Annotated in this window: 17 protein-coding genes and 1 pseudogene; all 18 read right to left on the reverse strand. The window is 46.0% G+C overall.

Translation table 11 applies throughout. The annotated features are described in order from the left end of the window. Positions 1–20: 20 nt before the first annotated feature. Complete coding sequence (locus tag RUW00_RS07130; protein ID WP_014418404.1) at positions 21–527, reverse strand: YaiI/YqxD family protein; 507 nt, start codon at positions 525–527, stop codon at positions 21–23. A gap of 255 nt (positions 528–782) precedes the next feature. Continuing rightward, complete coding sequence (locus RUW00_RS07135) at positions 783–1,595, reverse strand: pyruvate, water dikinase regulatory protein (RefSeq protein ID WP_017418169.1); 813 nt, start codon at positions 1,593–1,595, stop codon at positions 783–785. A 25-nt stretch (positions 1,596–1,620) separates the two neighbouring features. Further along, entirely contained in the window at positions 1,621–2,259 is a 639-nt protein-coding gene (gene ccpN / locus RUW00_RS07140; protein ID WP_003152989.1) for a transcriptional regulator CcpN, read from the reverse strand. Positions 2,260–2,359: 100 nt separating this feature from the next. After that, positions 2,360–4,399: a glycine--tRNA ligase subunit beta gene (gene glyS / locus RUW00_RS07145; RefSeq protein ID WP_280145318.1), complete on the reverse strand. Its 2,040-nt coding sequence runs from the start codon at positions 4,397–4,399 to the stop codon at positions 2,360–2,362. Beyond that, positions 4,392–5,279 carry a glycine--tRNA ligase subunit alpha gene (gene glyQ, locus RUW00_RS07150; protein WP_094031841.1) on the reverse strand — a complete coding sequence of 296 codons (888 nt, stop codon included), beginning with the start codon at positions 5,277–5,279 and terminating at the stop codon, positions 4,392–4,394. Before glyQ ends, glyS begins: the two co-directional genes overlap by 8 nt. A 301-nt stretch (positions 5,280–5,580) precedes the next feature. Continuing rightward, positions 5,581–6,348 carry a DNA repair protein RecO gene (recO, locus tag RUW00_RS07155; protein WP_007408287.1) on the reverse strand — a complete coding sequence of 256 codons (768 nt, stop codon included), beginning with the start codon at positions 6,346–6,348 and terminating at the stop codon, positions 5,581–5,583. Positions 6,349–6,384: 36 nt separating this feature from the next. Beyond that, positions 6,385–6,528, reverse strand: coding sequence for a YqzL family protein (locus RUW00_RS07160; RefSeq protein ID WP_007408286.1), 144 nt, complete (start codon positions 6,526–6,528; stop codon positions 6,385–6,387). Between the two features lie 156 nt (positions 6,529–6,684). Further along, on the reverse strand, positions 6,685–7,590 hold the full coding sequence (era, locus tag RUW00_RS07165; RefSeq protein ID WP_280145319.1) for a GTPase Era: 906 nt from the start codon (positions 7,588–7,590) through the stop codon (positions 6,685–6,687). Then, positions 7,571–7,981 carry a cytidine deaminase gene (locus tag RUW00_RS07170; RefSeq protein WP_003152976.1) on the reverse strand — a complete coding sequence of 137 codons (411 nt, stop codon included), beginning with the start codon at positions 7,979–7,981 and terminating at the stop codon, positions 7,571–7,573. The genes era and RUW00_RS07170 overlap by 20 nt, the downstream gene beginning before the upstream one ends. A gap of 123 nt (positions 7,982–8,104) precedes the next feature. After that, positions 8,105–8,479: a diacylglycerol kinase family protein gene (locus tag RUW00_RS07175; protein ID WP_003152974.1), complete on the reverse strand. Its 375-nt coding sequence runs from the start codon at positions 8,477–8,479 to the stop codon at positions 8,105–8,107. Beyond that, entirely contained in the window at positions 8,460–8,933 is a 474-nt protein-coding gene (gene ybeY, locus RUW00_RS07180; protein ID WP_003152973.1) for an rRNA maturation RNase YbeY, read from the reverse strand. Before ybeY ends, RUW00_RS07175 begins: the two co-directional genes overlap by 20 nt. After that, positions 8,934–11,066 carry an HD family phosphohydrolase gene (locus RUW00_RS07185; RefSeq protein ID WP_280145320.1) on the reverse strand — a complete coding sequence of 711 codons (2,133 nt, stop codon included), beginning with the start codon at positions 11,064–11,066 and terminating at the stop codon, positions 8,934–8,936. An 80-nt stretch (positions 11,067–11,146) separates the two neighbouring features. Continuing rightward, a complete protein-coding gene (locus tag RUW00_RS07190; RefSeq protein WP_007408283.1) occupies positions 11,147–12,106 on the reverse strand; it encodes a PhoH family protein in 960 nt (319 codons plus the stop codon). Continuing rightward, positions 12,070–13,294: pseudogene (gene yqfD, locus RUW00_RS07195) on the reverse strand (sporulation protein YqfD). The gene RUW00_RS07190 and the pseudogene yqfD overlap by 37 nt, the downstream one beginning before the upstream one ends. Positions 13,295–13,311: 17 nt before the next feature. Then, positions 13,312–13,593 carry a sporulation protein YqfC gene (gene yqfC, locus RUW00_RS07200; RefSeq protein ID WP_003152966.1) on the reverse strand — a complete coding sequence of 94 codons (282 nt, stop codon included), beginning with the start codon at positions 13,591–13,593 and terminating at the stop codon, positions 13,312–13,314. 55 nt (positions 13,594–13,648) lie between these two features. Continuing rightward, the gene (locus RUW00_RS07205; protein ID WP_053284933.1) at positions 13,649–14,083 is read right to left on the reverse strand and encodes a hypothetical protein; all 435 of its coding nucleotides are present in this window, start codon (positions 14,081–14,083) and stop codon (positions 13,649–13,651) included. 27 nt (positions 14,084–14,110) lie between these two features. Next, positions 14,111–15,103, reverse strand: a complete 993-nt coding sequence (floA, locus tag RUW00_RS07210; RefSeq protein ID WP_014418409.1) for a flotillin-like protein FloA — start codon at positions 15,101–15,103, stop codon at positions 14,111–14,113. A 24-nt stretch (positions 15,104–15,127) separates the two neighbouring features. Next, positions 15,128–16,444: an NfeD family protein gene (locus tag RUW00_RS07215; protein WP_280145322.1), complete on the reverse strand. Its 1,317-nt coding sequence runs from the start codon at positions 16,442–16,444 to the stop codon at positions 15,128–15,130. Between the last annotated feature and the right edge of the window lie 100 nt (positions 16,445–16,544).

Genomic DNA, 16,544 nt, shown 5'->3' on the forward strand with positions numbered 1-16,544 from the left:
TTATAACACTCCGTCGTACATTATTCGATGTTTTGATTTGAAATCCCTTCATCATTCGACAGGATTTTTTTAAGCAGGGTAACAAATCGATTCCGATCTTCTTTATTTAATTTTTTAGGTCCTTTGGAATGAATGCCGCTTCTTCTCATTTTGCCTGACATATGACGGCTCATCAGAGCGAAGTCAATCGTGTCTTCAGTATAAGAACGGCCCCTTTCCGATAAGACGGCAATATTTCTGTTCAGCAAAAGAGAGGCTAAACCGATATCCTGCGTGACTACGACGTCTCCCGATCTCACATGGTTTGCGATATATAAATCCGCCGCTTCTTTATGAGGATCAACGTATACCCAGTTCTCGTCTTTGCTTCTGGAAAGCTGGTAGTGTTCAAATGATGCGACGAAAATAACCCGAACGCTGAATTGCGATGCAATGAGCATTATTTCCTCTTTTACGGGGCATGCGTCTGCATCGACAAAAATCGTCTTTTCTTTTTCATTTAGAAGACTAATTCTCCATCCCTCCATCAATCTCCTGCATAAAAACAAGCGAAATCGCATATGCTCCATGACTGCGGATCTATTTTGAGCTTTGTCGAAAAATTTCCGGGAGTTATTCTTGACATCTTACCCATAATAGTTTATTCGTATCACACGAAGCTTAAACCTAAAAATAAACATTTTATCACAATTTTTTATTATAATACAAACTTCGCGAAGATGCCATCCTTTTTGTTTATTCCCTATTTGCATACCCAAAAACCCAGGATAAAGCGTCCTGAGTTATCGGCCCTTTGTTTTGAGATGATGAATGATGTTCGCTGTTTCCTCGACCGCTTTATTCGAAACGTCAACGACTTGGCAGCCGATCCGGTCCACGATTTTCTCAAAATACTCCAGCTCTTCTTTAATTCTGTTGATATTGGCGTAAATGGCTTTGTCATTTAAGCCGAGAGATTTTAACCGTTCTTTTCGTATATGGTTCAGTTTATCAGGGCTGATCTTTAAGCCGATGCATTTTTTCGGATCAACGCTGAACAGTTCTTCCGGCGGATCGACCTCAGGAACGATCGGCACATTGGCCACTTTCAGACGCTTATGGGCAAGATATTGTGATAATGGGGTTTTAGACGTTCTGGATACCCCGAGCAGGATGATATCGGCTTTTAAAATGCCTCTTGGATCTCTGCCATCGTCATATTTGACGGCAAACTCGATCGCCTCGACCTTTTTGAAATAATCTTCATCAAGCTGGCGGACGCGGCCCGGTTCATATTTGGCGGTCAGACCGTAAGCCGATTCCATTTTATCGATGAGCGGACCGATAATATCGTAATACAGCACATTCGCTTTTTCCGCTTGTTCAACCAGGTATTTGCGTATTTCAGGAACAACGAGCGTAAAACAAATAATGCCGCCGTCCGCTTTGGCGAGAGACACGACTTCATTAATGGTGCCGATATCTTCCACATAAGGTATTCTTCTGATATGCGTATCATCGGCTGAGCCGTTAAACTGGCTGAGCGAGGCTTTTACAACGAGTTCGGCGGTTTCTCCGACTGAGTCTGATACTACATAAATGATGCGATTGTCCATGTTATCCCCCCGTTAGTTTTCAAGCTTATATGATTTCATTTTCTGATAAACTGACAAGTATCTTAGTCATATTCGTTTTGGTAAACCGGCCGATGACCTCAAAGCCTTTATCCGTATCTTTAATAACGGGCAGGGCATCGATCTGTTTTTCAATTAAATACTTGGCGATGTCCATCACATAATCGTCACGCCGGCAGACGGCGATATTCGGCATTCTTGTCATGATAATATGAACAGGTATTGAGGCAAGTTCCTGCTGGCCGATGCTCGCCCGCAGCAAATCTTTGCGTGACAGCACACCGACTAAGACAGCATCACGATCTACGACAAATAACGTGCCGACATCTTCTAAAAACATGGTGCAGATGGCATCGTATACCGAGACATTTTCATTGATGACAACAGGGATCGATTGAAAATCTTTCACTTGCAGCTTTTTCAGTTTATCCGCAAGCAGCTGATTTCCCGTTTTCCCCGTATAAAAATAACCGACCCGCGGACGGGCCTCTAAGAAGCCTGACATGGTGAGTATGGCCAAGTCCGGCCGCAGCGTGGCCCTCGTTAAATTGAGCTGTTCTGCGATATGCTCGCCGGTAATCGGGCCGTTTTCCTTTACAATCTGTAAAATTTGTTCTTGCCGTTTATTTAATTCGATCGTACTCACCACCTTTATGGAAGGGTTTCTTTATCTATGTTTTCATTCTGTGATGTTTATGTAAAAGGGGAAAAGACGATTGCCGATCACACAGCAACCGTCTTTTTCTTTATTTTACAATAAGATGATTCATATTAGCAAAAGACTTGATCACATCTGCAAGAGCGGTCATTTGCGCTAAACGGTTGGTTTTTAATGCTTCATCGTCCGCATTTACCATCGTGTGATTAAAGTAGTCTTCAATCGGCTCCTTTAATCCGCTGAGCACATCAAGCGCCTGTTCATAGTTTTTGGAGGCAAAGCTTTCCGCGACACTGTCTTTTGTTTTTTGATAAGCGTCAAACAGCTTTTTCTCCTGTTCATTTTCAAACAGATCCGGCTTGATATCGCGGCTCTCGCCTTTTTTGCTGATGGAGATAACCCGGCCGAGTGATTCAGCCGTTTCTTTAAAGCCGGGTGTGCCGAGGTGCTTCTCAAGCACTCTTGCCTTATGAACGGCTGCATACGGCTCAAGCTCTGTGCTGTCCAGAACGGCTTCAATAACGTCATGACGGATGTCTTCAGCGTTTAAGACGTATTTCAGACGCTGTGTAAAGAAATCGAGGAGCTCATTTTCTTTTTCCGTTTCTGTCAATGACAGCAGCTCTTTAAACGAAATGCCCCAATTGCGGTCGATCAGAATGGAAACGATGCCGCTTGCCTGACGGCGCAATCCGTACGGATCCTGAGAACCTGTCGGAATTACGTCAATGCTGAAGAAGGAAGCAATCGTATCCAGTTTATCAGCTAACGCCACGACCGCGCCGGTAAAGGTTGAAGGCACTTCTCCCCCGGCCGCTCTCGGCATATAGTGCTCATTGACAGCGGCAGCGACGGCATCATCTTCACCGAGCATGCGCGCATATTTTTCTCCCATTACGCCTTGAAGCTCAGGGAACTCATAGATCATATGTGTAACCAGGTCAAATTTAGAAATCTCTGCGGCGCGCTTCACAAGTTTTTGCGTCTGTTCATCCGCTTTCAGGCGGACGGCAAGTTTGCCCGCAATGGCGGCCACTCTTCTTACTTTATCTCCAAGGGAGCCGAGCTCTTCATGGAAAACGATATTTTCCAGTTTCTTCACGTTTTCATCAATGTTCAGCTTTTGGTCTTCTTTGTAGAAGAACGCAGCATCTGAAAGCCTTGCTCTCAGCACTTTCTCGTTTCCGCGGGCAACATTTTCAATTGCATGGCTGTTCCCGTTTCTTACCGTAATAAAATGAGGCAGCAGATTCCCGTTTTCATCTTTTACCGGGAAGTAGCGCTGATGCTCTTTCATTGTTGTCACAAGCACTTCTTCAGGGATAGAAAGAAACTCGGATTCAAAAGATCCGTAAAGCGCCGTCGGGTATTCCACCAGATGGTTGACTTCGTTCAGCAGGTCCTCATCGATCGGAATGTTCCATTTCTTCTCAGCCGCAAGCGCATCCAGCTGGCTTTGGATCATTTGTTTGCGTTCTTTCGGGTCAGCAATGACGCTTTGTTCTTTCAGCAGCTTTTCATATGATGACGGCGCATCAACAGATACTTCTTGGCCAAGAAAGCGGTGTCCCTGCGTGTTCCGGCCCGTCTCGACATTTGTGATTTCAAACGGAATGACATCTTTTCCAAGGAGGGCGGCAATCCATTTGATCGGACGGATATAGCGCAGATCCTGCGTGCCCCAGCGCATGTTTTTCGGAAAATGCATTCCGGCAATCAAATTTTCCAGCTGCGGTAAAAGTGTCTTCGTCTCTTGTCCCGCCTGGAATTTTTGAACGAAGACATATTCCGTGCCGTTTACATCTTTTATATACAGGTCATCCACTCCGGCGCCTTGGCCTTTTGAAAATCCGATAGCGGCTTTTGTCCAGTTTCCGTCAGCATCCAGAGCGATTTTTTTCGCAGGGCCTTTTGCTTCTTCCTGAATATCAGCCTGTTTTTCTGCTACGTCTTTTATATATACTGCCAGACGTCTCGGCGTATTAAAAAGTTTCACTTCGCCATGGGCGATATTTTTTTCAGCCAGCCAGCCGGTCAGCTTTTCACCGAGCTGCACCATGCTGTCATGTAAAAACCGCGCCGGCATTTCCTCGAGTCCGATCTCTAAAAGCAAGTCTTGTTTACTCATGGGAAGAGCCCTCCTCTTTAAGCATTGGGAACCCTAATTTTTCCCGTTCTTCATAATACGTTTTTGCCACTTTTCTCGCTAAGTTGCGGACACGGCCGATATAACCCGTCCGCTCTGTCACCGAGATCGCGCCTTTTGCATCGAGCAGATTAAATGTGTGAGAGCATTTCAGCACATAATCATAGGCCGGATGCACGAGCCCGTTATCCATTTGTCTGATCGCTTCTTTTTCATAGGTGCTGAACAAACGGAAAAGCATATCCACGTCAGATGTTTCAAAAGTATAAACGGAATGCTCATATTCAGCCATCATAAATAAATCTTTCACAGTAAATCCTGACGTCCATTCAAGATCAAAGACGTTTTCTTTGTCCTGAATATATGACGCGAGACGTTCAATACCATACGTGATCTCAACAGATACCGGTTTACATTCAATTCCGCCCACCTGCTGGAAGTATGTAAACTGAGTAATTTCCATCCCGTCAAGCCATACTTCCCAGCCGAGACCTGCACAGCCTAAAGACGGGTTTTCCCAGTTGTCTTCTACGAAACGGATATCATGTTCAAGCGGGTCAATGCCGAGCGCACGCAATGAATCAAGGTAAAGCTCTTGAATGTTATCAGGCGACGGCTTGATAATGACTTGGAATTGGTGATGCTGATAGAGCCTGTTCGGGTTTTCACCGTACCGTCCGTCCGCAGGCCGTCTGGACGGCTCAACGTAAGCCACTCTCCACGGTTCCGGCCCGATGCTTCGTAAAAATGTATACGGGCTCATTGTGCCTGCGCCTTTCTCTACATCATACGACTGCATGAGCACACAGCCTTCATTCGACCAGTGCTTCTGCAAGGTTAAAATCATATCTTGAATGTTCATTTCAAGCACCTCCACTTTCTCCATTCTTTTACAAGTGCGGCGGCAACCAAAAAACTCCCGTCTCTATGCTTGCCGGCCGCAAACATAGGGACGAGAGTTCTCCCGCGGTTCCACCCTAGTTGCTGAGGATGTGAATCACTCAGCCTCTTTTTAAAGGGTTGCTCGAGAATGCCTTTCGTTGCGCGCTCATCCTTAGCTTACACTGCCCTAAGGTCGCTTGTATGAGTTGGACGCAAGTACTTCTTTCTGTCACTGCAACATATTTTATAATAAATGATCATATAAAAAGATGGGCAGAATGTCAACTTTTGTTTTCATCCAAAAGGTTCTTCATGCTTTCCATCTGGTCTAAAAACCGTTTTGACTTTAAATAAAGTCCTGAGTATTCCTCGTAATACAGATCAATGACCCGTTTAATTTCGTTTTTGGTTTCCTGTTTTAACGAGACGCTGCCGAGCCTTCCGATATCAAAGTAATAAAAAAGCCTTAGCAGCCTTGCCGTTTGCGGCGAAATCGGAACTCTGTACGGATCCTTTTCAAAGCAGCGGTGGCAGATAAACCCGTTATCTCTTATCGAAAAATGAAACGTCCCTTCCCCGCTTTTGCAGTGGACACAATGATTCAGCTCCGGATACAGCCCCATGACGCCGAGCATTTTCATCTGCACGATGAAGGTGATCACGTCCGGGTCAGTCCCGTCATTCAGCCTCTTAAAGGATTCGAGAATCAATTCGAATAAATAGGGGTTCGGTTTCTTCTCTTCCGTTCCTTTGTCAGTGAGTTCAGCGATAAAAGCGGCATACGCCGTCAAAAATAAATCTTCTCTGATCGTTCTCATGCTGAGAATCATTTCACCCTGCTGAAGCGTGCCGAGTCCGGATGTTCTTTGCATTAAAAATGACCCGTACAAAAACGGCTGGCTGACTGCTGACAGCCGGCTGGCTGACTTCCTGGCGCCCCTTGCCATGACGCCGATTTTGCCGTGTTCCCTCGTCAGCAATGTCACGATTTTATTCGTCTCCCCGTAGTCATTCGTACGGAGCACGATTCCTTCACATTTAGTCAGCATTTCCGCACCTTCCAACAACGGGAGGGGCCAAGAGGTTTACAAAATTGGAAAATCAATTCGGGCTAGCTCATCTTCCGGTTCTTCGGGTCTTTCCAGGTTCTCTTTTTCCAGTTCTTTAAAAAGAAGGTACGTATCAACACTTCCTGTTTGAGAAAATACGTTCCAGGTAAAATTCAACACAAAAAACCCACCTTTCATCATTAAACTAGCTTTTGCAATCCAAATTCTTACCCTTATCTTGACCTGATGTCCTCCTTTTCATGTTAAACAAATTTTGCTAACGAATCCCTGCTTCTGTGAGGTAATCTCACACCTCAGGCATGCGCCTTAGATGAATTAATATTCATCCTCTTTGAAGCCGAAATCACGCAGCTGAGACATTTTATTCCGCCAGTCCTTCTGCACTTTCACCCATAATTCCAGGTAAACGCGCGAACCCAAAAGAGCTTCAATATCAGCCCGCGCTCTTTTGCCGACTTCTTTCAGAAGCGCTCCTTTTTTGCCGATGACGATGCCTTTTTGAGAATCCCGCTCGACCACAATCGTGGCGGCGACATGGACGGAGCCGTTTTCCTGCCCTTTAATGGACTCGATAGCGACAGCGATGCTGTGCGGCACTTCTTCCCTTGTCAGATGGAGCACCTTTTCCCTGATCAGTTCAGAAATAATGAACCGCTCGGGATGGTCAGTCACCTGATCGCTCGGATAGAACTGAGGCCCTTCCGGTAAATACGCTTCAACCTGCGCGAGAAGGGTTTCGACGTTGTTCCCTTCCAAAGCTGAGATCGGCACGATTTCCTTAAACGGATAGCGCGTACGGTACTCATCAATTAAAAGAAGCAGCTGGTCGGGGTGGATCTTATCAATTTTGTTTACGATCAGAAAGACCGGCGTGGACGTCTGTCCGAGCTTTTCAATGATAAACTCGTCGCCTTTTCCGTACCCTTCTTCGGCGTTAATCATAAATAACACCAAGTCAACTTCTTTCAGCGTATTCTGGGCCACTTTCATCATAAAGTCGCCAAGCTTGTGCTTTGGTTTGTGAATGCCCGGTGTATCAATAAAAATGGTCTGCGACGTGCCAGTTGTCAGCACCCCTTGGACTTTATTTCTTGTCGTCTGGGGTTTGTCGCTCATGATGGCGATCTTTTGACCGATGACCCTGTTTAAAAAGGTAGACTTTCCTACATTCGGCCTTCCGATGATAGATACAAATCCTGATTTAAAGCTTTCGTTCGTCATGTAAATCCTCCGATGAAAATGCGCCCGGCAATAATTCTTCCGCAGTCATTTCTTTTATTTGTCCTTGTAAGTTGGTCAGAATAACAAGCATATCCTTTGAGCACAGCTCGGAAATTACTTGTCTGCAGGCTCCGCACGGCGAAACCGGTCCCGGAGTATCGGCAGCCACGGCGAGCATCGCAAATTCCGTATCCCCCTCGGAAACAGCTTTGAATATCGCCGTGCGTTCAGCACAGTTGCACATGCTGTATGCCGCATTTTCAATGTTGCAGCCTCTGTACACTTTTCCGTCTTTGGTAAGAAGAGCGGCTCCCACTCTGAAATTTGAATACGGCACATACGCTGTGTCCCGCGCTTTTAATGCTTCTGCAATCAATTCTTGTCTGTTCATGTGTACTTAATTCCTCTCTTACCTTTATCCTGTATGATACCGCTGTCACTTTTATTTTACATAATTATGATTGGTTTTTCACGCCCATTTTTGGCAATGTAAAATAATTGTAAGAATCTTCTGCTAACATATCTTCGGCAAGAAGATGAGTAAACCAATGATACACGATATCACGGCAAAGACGCAAACGGCTCCGGCGGCCGCGTCCTTTGCCGCTTTTGCGAGCGGGTGATACTGATCGGTAACTAAATCCACAACATGCTCTATCGCCGTATTTAAAAGCTCCAAAGCAAGCATCCCTCCGATCAGCACCAAAACAACGGCCCATTCGGCTGTGCTCAGCCCGGTGAGAAAACCGCAAACGATAACGGCGCAGGCCGCGGTAATATGAAATTGAAAATTCCGCTCTGACCGCGCCGTTTTCCAGATTCCCCTCCATGCATGGACAAAGCTCTTCAGGAACCTGCTCCACTCGTTTTTATGATCTCGTGAGTCCATACTCATCCAGCAAATCCTTTTGCTTTGAAAACATTTCTTCCTCTTCTTCTTTTGTCATGTGATCATAGCCAAGCAAATGCAAAAAGCCGTGGACGGCCAGAAAACCGAGCTCTCTCATAAACGAATGGCCGTACTCTTCCGCCTGCTCTTTCGTTCTGTCTGCGCTGATGATAATATCTCCTAAAACAGGCGGCATGTCGGCGCCTACGATTTCAACCTCGTCCTCGCCTTCTTCTTCAAGCGCAAACGAAATGACGTCAGTCGGAGTGTCTTTTCCCCGGTAGTCTCTGTTGATTTCTCTGATTTCTTCATTTGTCACAATCGTGACCGATACTTCAGCCTGATCCTGAACGCCTTCTTTTTCCGCCGCGAATTGGAGCAGCTTCTCCACTTCTTGGAGCGCATCAGCTGAGACGCTGTTCGTTTCATCAACAATATCTATGAGTAAACCCATTTATTTCACCTTCTTCGTAGCCTCCGGATATTCAATCCGGGAGTGGAAAATTCCTTTTAACGTCGCACATAGTGTTTTTGCGATCGTATCCAGTTCTCGGAACGTGAGATCACATTCTGAGAATTGTCCGTCCTGAAGCTTATCGGATATAATTCCCCGCACCAGTTTTTCGATCCGCTCGGGATTGGGATTATGCATGGAACGGACGGCGGCTTCAACGCTGTCGGCCACTGAGATAATAGCCGCTTCTTTCGATTGCGGCTTCGGCCCCGGGTAGCGGAACTCTTTCTCTGTAATCTGGTCGCCCTTTTCTTTCGCTTTATAATAAAAGAATTTCAAAAGGGACGTTCCGTGATGCTGCTCCGCGATATCCACAAGCTCTTTCGGAAACTTATAGCTTCTGAGCATATTCGCACCGTCTGTCGTATGTGCGATAATGATATTTTTGCTGAGCTGCGGAGACAGCTTGTCATGCGGATTATCCATATTCATCTGATTTTCAATAAAATATTGCGGACGTTTCGTTTTGCCGAGATCGTGATAATACGCTCCGACCCGTGCTAAAAGACCGTTTGCCCCTACGGCTTCACAAGCCGCTTCCGACAGATTTGCCACCATGACGCTGTGATGATATGTACCGGGTGTTTCCGTTAAAATCTTTCGAAGCAGGGGATGATTCGGATTAGACAGTTCAATCAGCCTCATCGTTGAAAGAATGCCGAATCCCGTCTCAAAAAACGGCATCAGACCGATAATCAGAACGGATGAAGCAAGTCCCGAGACGGCCCCCATCAGCATCAGCGTTCCGATTTCAACCGGTGACAGCGCCGTATTTTGTATTAATAAAAGCGACAGCACGATAATCATATTAATAAATGAGACGAACAGTCCCGCCTGCAATATTTTTGATCTCGCATTATGTTTTCCCAGAAACAGAATGCCTGAAATGCTGCTGATTAAATAGTAAATGCCGATGACGTAATTAAATGTTCCCGTCACACCCTGATTAAACATCATACTGCCGCAGATCGCCAGAATGATGCTTCCTAAAATGGCGAGCCTTTCATTGAGCAGCAGCCTGATTAAAATCGCGCCGGCGGCGATCGGCACAAGATAGCCGATATTGGTGTATTCAATCTTCTGAAAGAGACTGACGACTTCCATAATGACGAGAATAAGCGTTGTAATGATAGAAAACAGCAAAAGAGATTTATTTTTCAGCTTAAGCTCCTGCTGCTGTTTCTCAAAATAGTAGACAAGCGTGGCAATAAACAGCCCGATCATCAGAAGGAGACCGCTGATCGGTTTTAACAGGTTGGAATTATTCAAAAGCCCCGTCAGTTCGAGCTTCCTGTATACTTCCCGGTCGATCAGATCATTCTCTTCCACGAGAACCTGTCCTTGTTTGATCTGTACCGGCTGGACGCTGTCTGACGCTTCCTGGCGTTTTTCATCCGTCGCTTTCGGATCAAACACGTAATTCGGGATGACCGCGTATTTTCCGATTTCAGTCGCAGCCGCTAAATATTTTGACGGCACAGAAGCGCTTTTCAGCTCTTTTGCGACCTTATCCTTCGCTTCGGCAAGCTTTTCAGAAGGAATTTCACTGCTCATCACCGTATTCACCGCGGTAATGACGGAATCCCTCACAAATGAGAAATCTTCATTGTTTGCATGGAGAAGCGATTTAATGGCATCTTCCGAGACGGATTCATTGACATCCTGTGTCAGCTTGTTTTTCACCGATTTTACCAGTGATTTTTCCGAAGGTGACTTTTTGTCTTTTTCCGCATCTTTTTTCACTTCGCCGAGGCTGTCAAAAATGGAAGTAATCAGGTCAAGCCGGTTGTCGGTATAGCCTTTTTTCAGAGTGTATTGATCTTCCACCGCATCTTCGGCCGCCTGCTTTTTCGATTCCGTCGCCTGCTGATCTTCCACTGTGGCGGGCGCGTAAATCGTCTTATCACTGACTGCAAACAAATCCAAATTAAGTGATTCAGGTTTTACATGAATAAAGAGCAAACCAAACATGATCGCTGAAAGCAGCAGGTACAGCAGCACATGGGCTGAGCGGGCATGTCTGAAACTGCGGAACCGTTCCCGGGCGCTTTTGCCCTTTCCCTTCTTTTTCAAAACAAGAACCTCCTCCCTGAAACATCAGGAACACATCATATAAAAATGACCCGATAACGGGAGATCGGGTCATTTTTGCATTACTTTTGCTTATCATAAGCTTCAATAATTTTTGCAACAAGCGGATGCCTGACCACATCTGTCTGGTCAAGTTCAATCACGGAGATGCCGTTTACGTCCTTCAGCATGTCCTTCGCTACTGCAAGTCCCGATGTGACGCCTTTCGGCAGGTCAATTTGGCTTACGTCGCCCGTAATGATCATTTTAGAGCCAAAACCCAATCTCGTCAAAAACATTTTCATTTGAGCGGGAGTGGTATTCTGGGCTTCATCAAGAATCACATACGCGTCGTCAAGCGTCCGCCCTCTCATATAGGCAAGCGGGGCGATTTCGATAACCCCTCTTTCCATAAGACGCTCCGTATGGTCGCTTCCGAGCACATCATGGAGCGCGTCATACAGCGGGCGCAGATAAGGATCTACTTTTTCCTTTAAATCTCCGGGCAGAAAGCCGAGGCTCTCGCCGGCTTCCACAGCGGGTCTTGTTAAAATGATTTTTTTAATGTGGCCGTTTTTTAAAGCATGCACCGCTTTTACGACCGCCAAATAAGTTTTGCCGGTTCCCGCCGGCCCGATGCCGAACACCATGTCGTTTTTCTTCATCGCCGCCACATATTCTCTTTGGCCGATGGTTTTGACACGGATCGGTTTGCCTTTTGCCGTTTTCGTTATTTCCTCTTCATACATGCTTTCAAAATAGTCCAGTTCATCTTTTTTTGCCATTTTCACGGCATACAGCACATCACGTTCCGAAATCTCGATCCCCTTGCGAATTAAAGTAAGGAGCGAGCCCAATAATCTGTCAGCGATCTCAAATGTTTCATCATTCCCGGAAACGTAAATGGTTTCACCGCGTGTGATGAGGCTAATGCCCAGATCCTTCTCCATTAAATGCAAAAAAGCATCTTGGCTGCCGAACAAAGAAAGTGCTTCGTCCGGGCTTTTCAGTTTGTGATTAATCGCAAGTAAATGTTCTGCCATTCTTTAGTCTCCCTGAACAATAGGTGTGGTTTGAACGATATCTTCTATAACTTGGTAGAGAATAATCAACTTTACTTTACCATTCTCAACGGATTGGTGCAAAACTTTTTCACTTTCCACCTCTCCGTTGCCGTTTAATCGCTTTTCTACATCTTGTCTTCCCATTTTGATACCGGCCTGAACCGCTTCGCCTTTCGTATAAGTCCGCACGGATGTTTCACTTTCTCTTGTCTGTTCTTGAACGTAAGAAACCGGAAGCTTCATCCCCAGAAATTGAAACGGATGCTTTTCTTCCTCTGTTTTCGGATGTTTCAGCGGCTTCTCATTAAATTCAAAGCCCCAAAAAGGCACGCCCCATGATCCGAAAGACAGCTTGTGCTTCGTCCTTACTTTACCCGTATATAGCGTAAATGATGTTTCAAGAGGCACGGTTACTTCTGACTTGTACCATGTTTCTCCGTAAATTTCCGCTTTTGAGGCGACTTTCCGGTCTTCATTTCCGATCAGTCCTGAGACGAGGAGCTGTCCTTTGTCAACATGATCGTTGACAAAAGCCATCGGCTGCCCCTTTTGCACGAACATCCTTTTGATGACCGCCTTCTTTTTGGCAACGATATGGCGGGGGCTCACGTACTTTTCTTTTGTCGGTTCGTTTTTTTCGACAACTTTCATATGAAGGGCTGTCCCGTTCAATTCCACACCGACCCACGTAATATTATCGATACCGTTTGTTAATGATTTTTGAATTTTCTCCGGCGTCATCATTAAAAATTGCAAACGGCCTTTTTTCACACCGATTTCTTCAAGGTGCTTTACCATCTGATGCTCGGTTTCGGGCTTGGCCCCTTTAATATCAATTTCCCAAATCATGTTGGACAAAAGAAACAATATAACAAAAAATATCACAAATCCCGCAGTGAAGCCCAGGTTTAATTTTGATTTGAGAAGCAGAAAGGGAAGACCCTTTCTTTTTGTAAAGCTTGCTTTGCATTCATGTTTTCTGATGACTCTTCTGAAAGCATGTACATCCTGAAGCTGAATCATCAGCAGGACACAGTCTTGCTTTTTTTTCACCGCAAAGATGGCGATTCCGTTTCTCGTGCATTCATTCAGCAGCCGTTCAATCCCTTTTCCTTTAACTTCTACTTGGACTTTACCTGAAAAAAATGACAGCCATTTGTTTTTCACATTATTTCCCCCCGGCTTTATGAATCGACATATCGTACGTGATCTATCGTGCCTTCCAAAAGAATTTCCTCAGGAAGGATTGCCTTAATGACCAAGTTTTTTCCTGATATGATACATTGCCCCTGCTTGAGCATCAGCCTGACTTCTTCTTCGCTGAACAGCAGGAGGCCTCTGTGATTCTCTATGTAGATATGAAGTCTGCCGACCATCGTAATACGAGGCAGATCCATCATAACGTCCGGGGGAATTTCCAATGCTCTTGTCAGCCATGCCTTTACACGATTCTTTCTTTGCCCCATAAAAAAGAACCCCCTTTCATCTCATATGTATGATTTGAAAAGGGGTTCTAACACTTTATTTTTTACCGATGTTCCGCATGGTCCGGTGCGGTTTTTTTGCACGGGGCGGACCCAAAACCTCACTGAATATAATACCTTGGACCGCAGTTTCTTTATTTATTTTGAGGGCTGATTTCTTCAGAGACGCGTTTCGTGCGCGTGCGGATGTCAGCTTATGTTCAATCCCGTTAAACATCTGCTCCGTCTCCGCTAGGCGCTTTTCAGCTTCCCTTCTTTTTTGCTCAAAAGGGTTCTCTTTTGAAACGGCAGGCAATTCTTCCGCTTCCGGCTTATGCTCTTTCTGCGGCTGTTTTTGATCCTGCTTTTTTGCCTGATTTCCGGGACGTGTACCCGGCGGACGTTTTTCATCTTTGTTTTTCTTGCCGAATATTGCCGATATAATGCCGATGACGGCGGCAATGACGAGCGGATTTGTCAGAATCTCGTGCATATAGCGGCTCCCTCCTTAATAGAGAGGTTATTGTTGGTCTTCATCTTGCTGGTCATTCGTCAGCTTGCCGATAGAATCCCTCATGTCCGTATCCGCGTCGATATTTTTTATGTTCATATAGTCCATGACGCCGATGTTTCCTTCACGCAACGCTTCTGCCATCGCAAGCGGCACTTCGGCTTCTGCTTCCACGACTTTTGCACGCATTTCTTCTACGCGAGCGCGCATTTCCTGCTCTTGGGCGACCGCCATGGCGCGGCGCTCTTCGGCTTTGGCCTGCGCAATGTTTTTGTCTGCTTCTGCCTGATCCGTCTGAAGAATCGCTCCGATGTTTTTGCCGATATCAACGTCGGCAATGTCAATCGAAAGAATTTCAAATGCGGTGCCTGAATCCAGCCCTTTGCCAAGTACAGTCTGCGAAATCATATCAGGATTTTCAAGCACTTTTTTATGATTGTGTGAAGAACCGATTGTCGAGACAATCCCTTCTCCGACACGGGCGACAACCGTCTCTTCTCCCGCTCCTCCGACAAGGCGCTCAATATTGGCTCTTACCGTGATTCTGGCTTTTGCTTTTACTTCAATTCCGTCCATGGCGACACCCGCGATAAACGGTGTTTCAATGACCTTCGGATTGACGCTCATCTGTACGGCTTCCAATACGTCACGCCCGGCCAGGTCAATGGCTGCGCAGCGTTCAAATGTCAGTTCAATATTGGCGCGCTGTGCCGCAATCAGGGCATTGACCACCCTGTCGACATTACCTCCGGCCAGATAATGGCTTTCGAGCTGATTTGTTGTTGCGGATAGGCCGGCTTTATGCGCTTTAATTAACGGATTGACAACGCGGCTTGGTATGACGCGCCGCAGCCTCATCCCGACCAAAGTGAAAATGCTGATTCTGACTCCTGCCGCAAGCGCCGAAATCCATAGCATCACCGGTACAAAGGTGAAGAATATGGCTAACACAATAATGGCAGCAGCAACTAATGCTAAAATCGCCAAACTTGACAGTTCCATCTAATTCCTCCTCAAGGTTATCATCTATATTTCTCTCACGACAATGCGTGAGCCTTCCGCTTTCACTACTTTCACCTGTCTGTCTTTTTCAGTGAATGATCCTTCCGAGACGACATCCAGACGTTCATCATCAATAATGACGGTGCCTGACGGTCTGAGGGCTGTAGCGGTAATGCCGACTTTTCCCAACAGCTCCGTCCGGTTCTGATTTGAAACATAACCGCTCTCCGTGCTTGTTGAATCAGTTAATATTAATTTTTTAAAGAATTTCATTCGTTTCCCCAACACCCTTGTTAATATGATAAAGGCTGTAATAGACACAGCAATGGCGATCAAGAGAGAAACCGCCATTACGGTAAAGCTGCCCGCAGCGAGAAAGAGGCTCGCGATAACGCCTGCAATACCGATAAGACCGATTATGCCTCCGGGCAGGAATATCTCTAAAAGGATAAAAACCAAGCCCGCGCAAAATAAGAATACGCTGTCATAGCCGGCGAATCCGGCAGCGATATGCCCGGTGAAAAACAGCAGCATGGCCGTCAGTCCGACGGCACCCGGTATCCCGAGGCCCGGCGAGAACAATTCAATGGTCAAACCAAGCAAAGCAAGCGTTAATAAGACGGGGACAACAAACGGATTTGTCAGCCATCGGCCCAGTTTGCCGACAAAACCTTCTTCTGCATGGTGAACATCCGCTTTGTCAAAACCGAGCTTTGTATATAGAGCATCAAGGTCTGAAACCGTGCCCTCCGAATATCCGACTTCCTTGGCTTTTTCAGCTGTCAGTGTCAGCAGTTTTCCCTTTGGGGCGCCCGCTTCCTTTGCATTGATGGCGGGATCTGCCATGGCTAGGGCGTATTTCGGATTTCGATTGTTTTTAACCGCTGCGTCCTCCATTTCTGCATGCCACAGTGATTGGGCCTTTTTGTCTGCCGCGTTTCCTTTTCCGTCGATGATGGCTGCGGCACCCATTTTTCCGCCCGGCGCCATGTAGATTACATCTGCCTGAAGCGCTATATACGCTCCGGCAGAAAGCGCCCGTTTATTAACGTAAGCGGTAACAGGCACATCCGCGCGGCCGATGATATCCGCAATATCCAAGGCTGATTGAACGGCGCCTCCCGGTGTATTGATGTCAAGAATAATGTGTGACGCGCCGGACTCCTTCGCTTCTTTGAAAGAACGCGATAAAAACGAGGCGAGCCCCTGTTCGACATTTTTCTCAACCGGGATGACATAAACCGATGGGTGATCAGCTTTCGCGTTCAATTGAACCCCTAATAAAGATAATACAAATAAGCCCAATAGAGCAACAGCAATTCCGGTTTTTTTTCGGAACAAGGCAAATATACCCTCCTTCCCGTTTCGTTCTTCTTTATATACGTAACAAATGTACTTTAGTTTCATTTTTTTATGTATAAAAAAAGACATCTCTCTAGGA

Source organism: Bacillus sp. IS1 (genome assembly GCF_032461585.1).
Classification (GTDB): domain Bacteria; phylum Bacillota; class Bacilli; order Bacillales; family Bacillaceae; genus Bacillus; species Bacillus velezensis.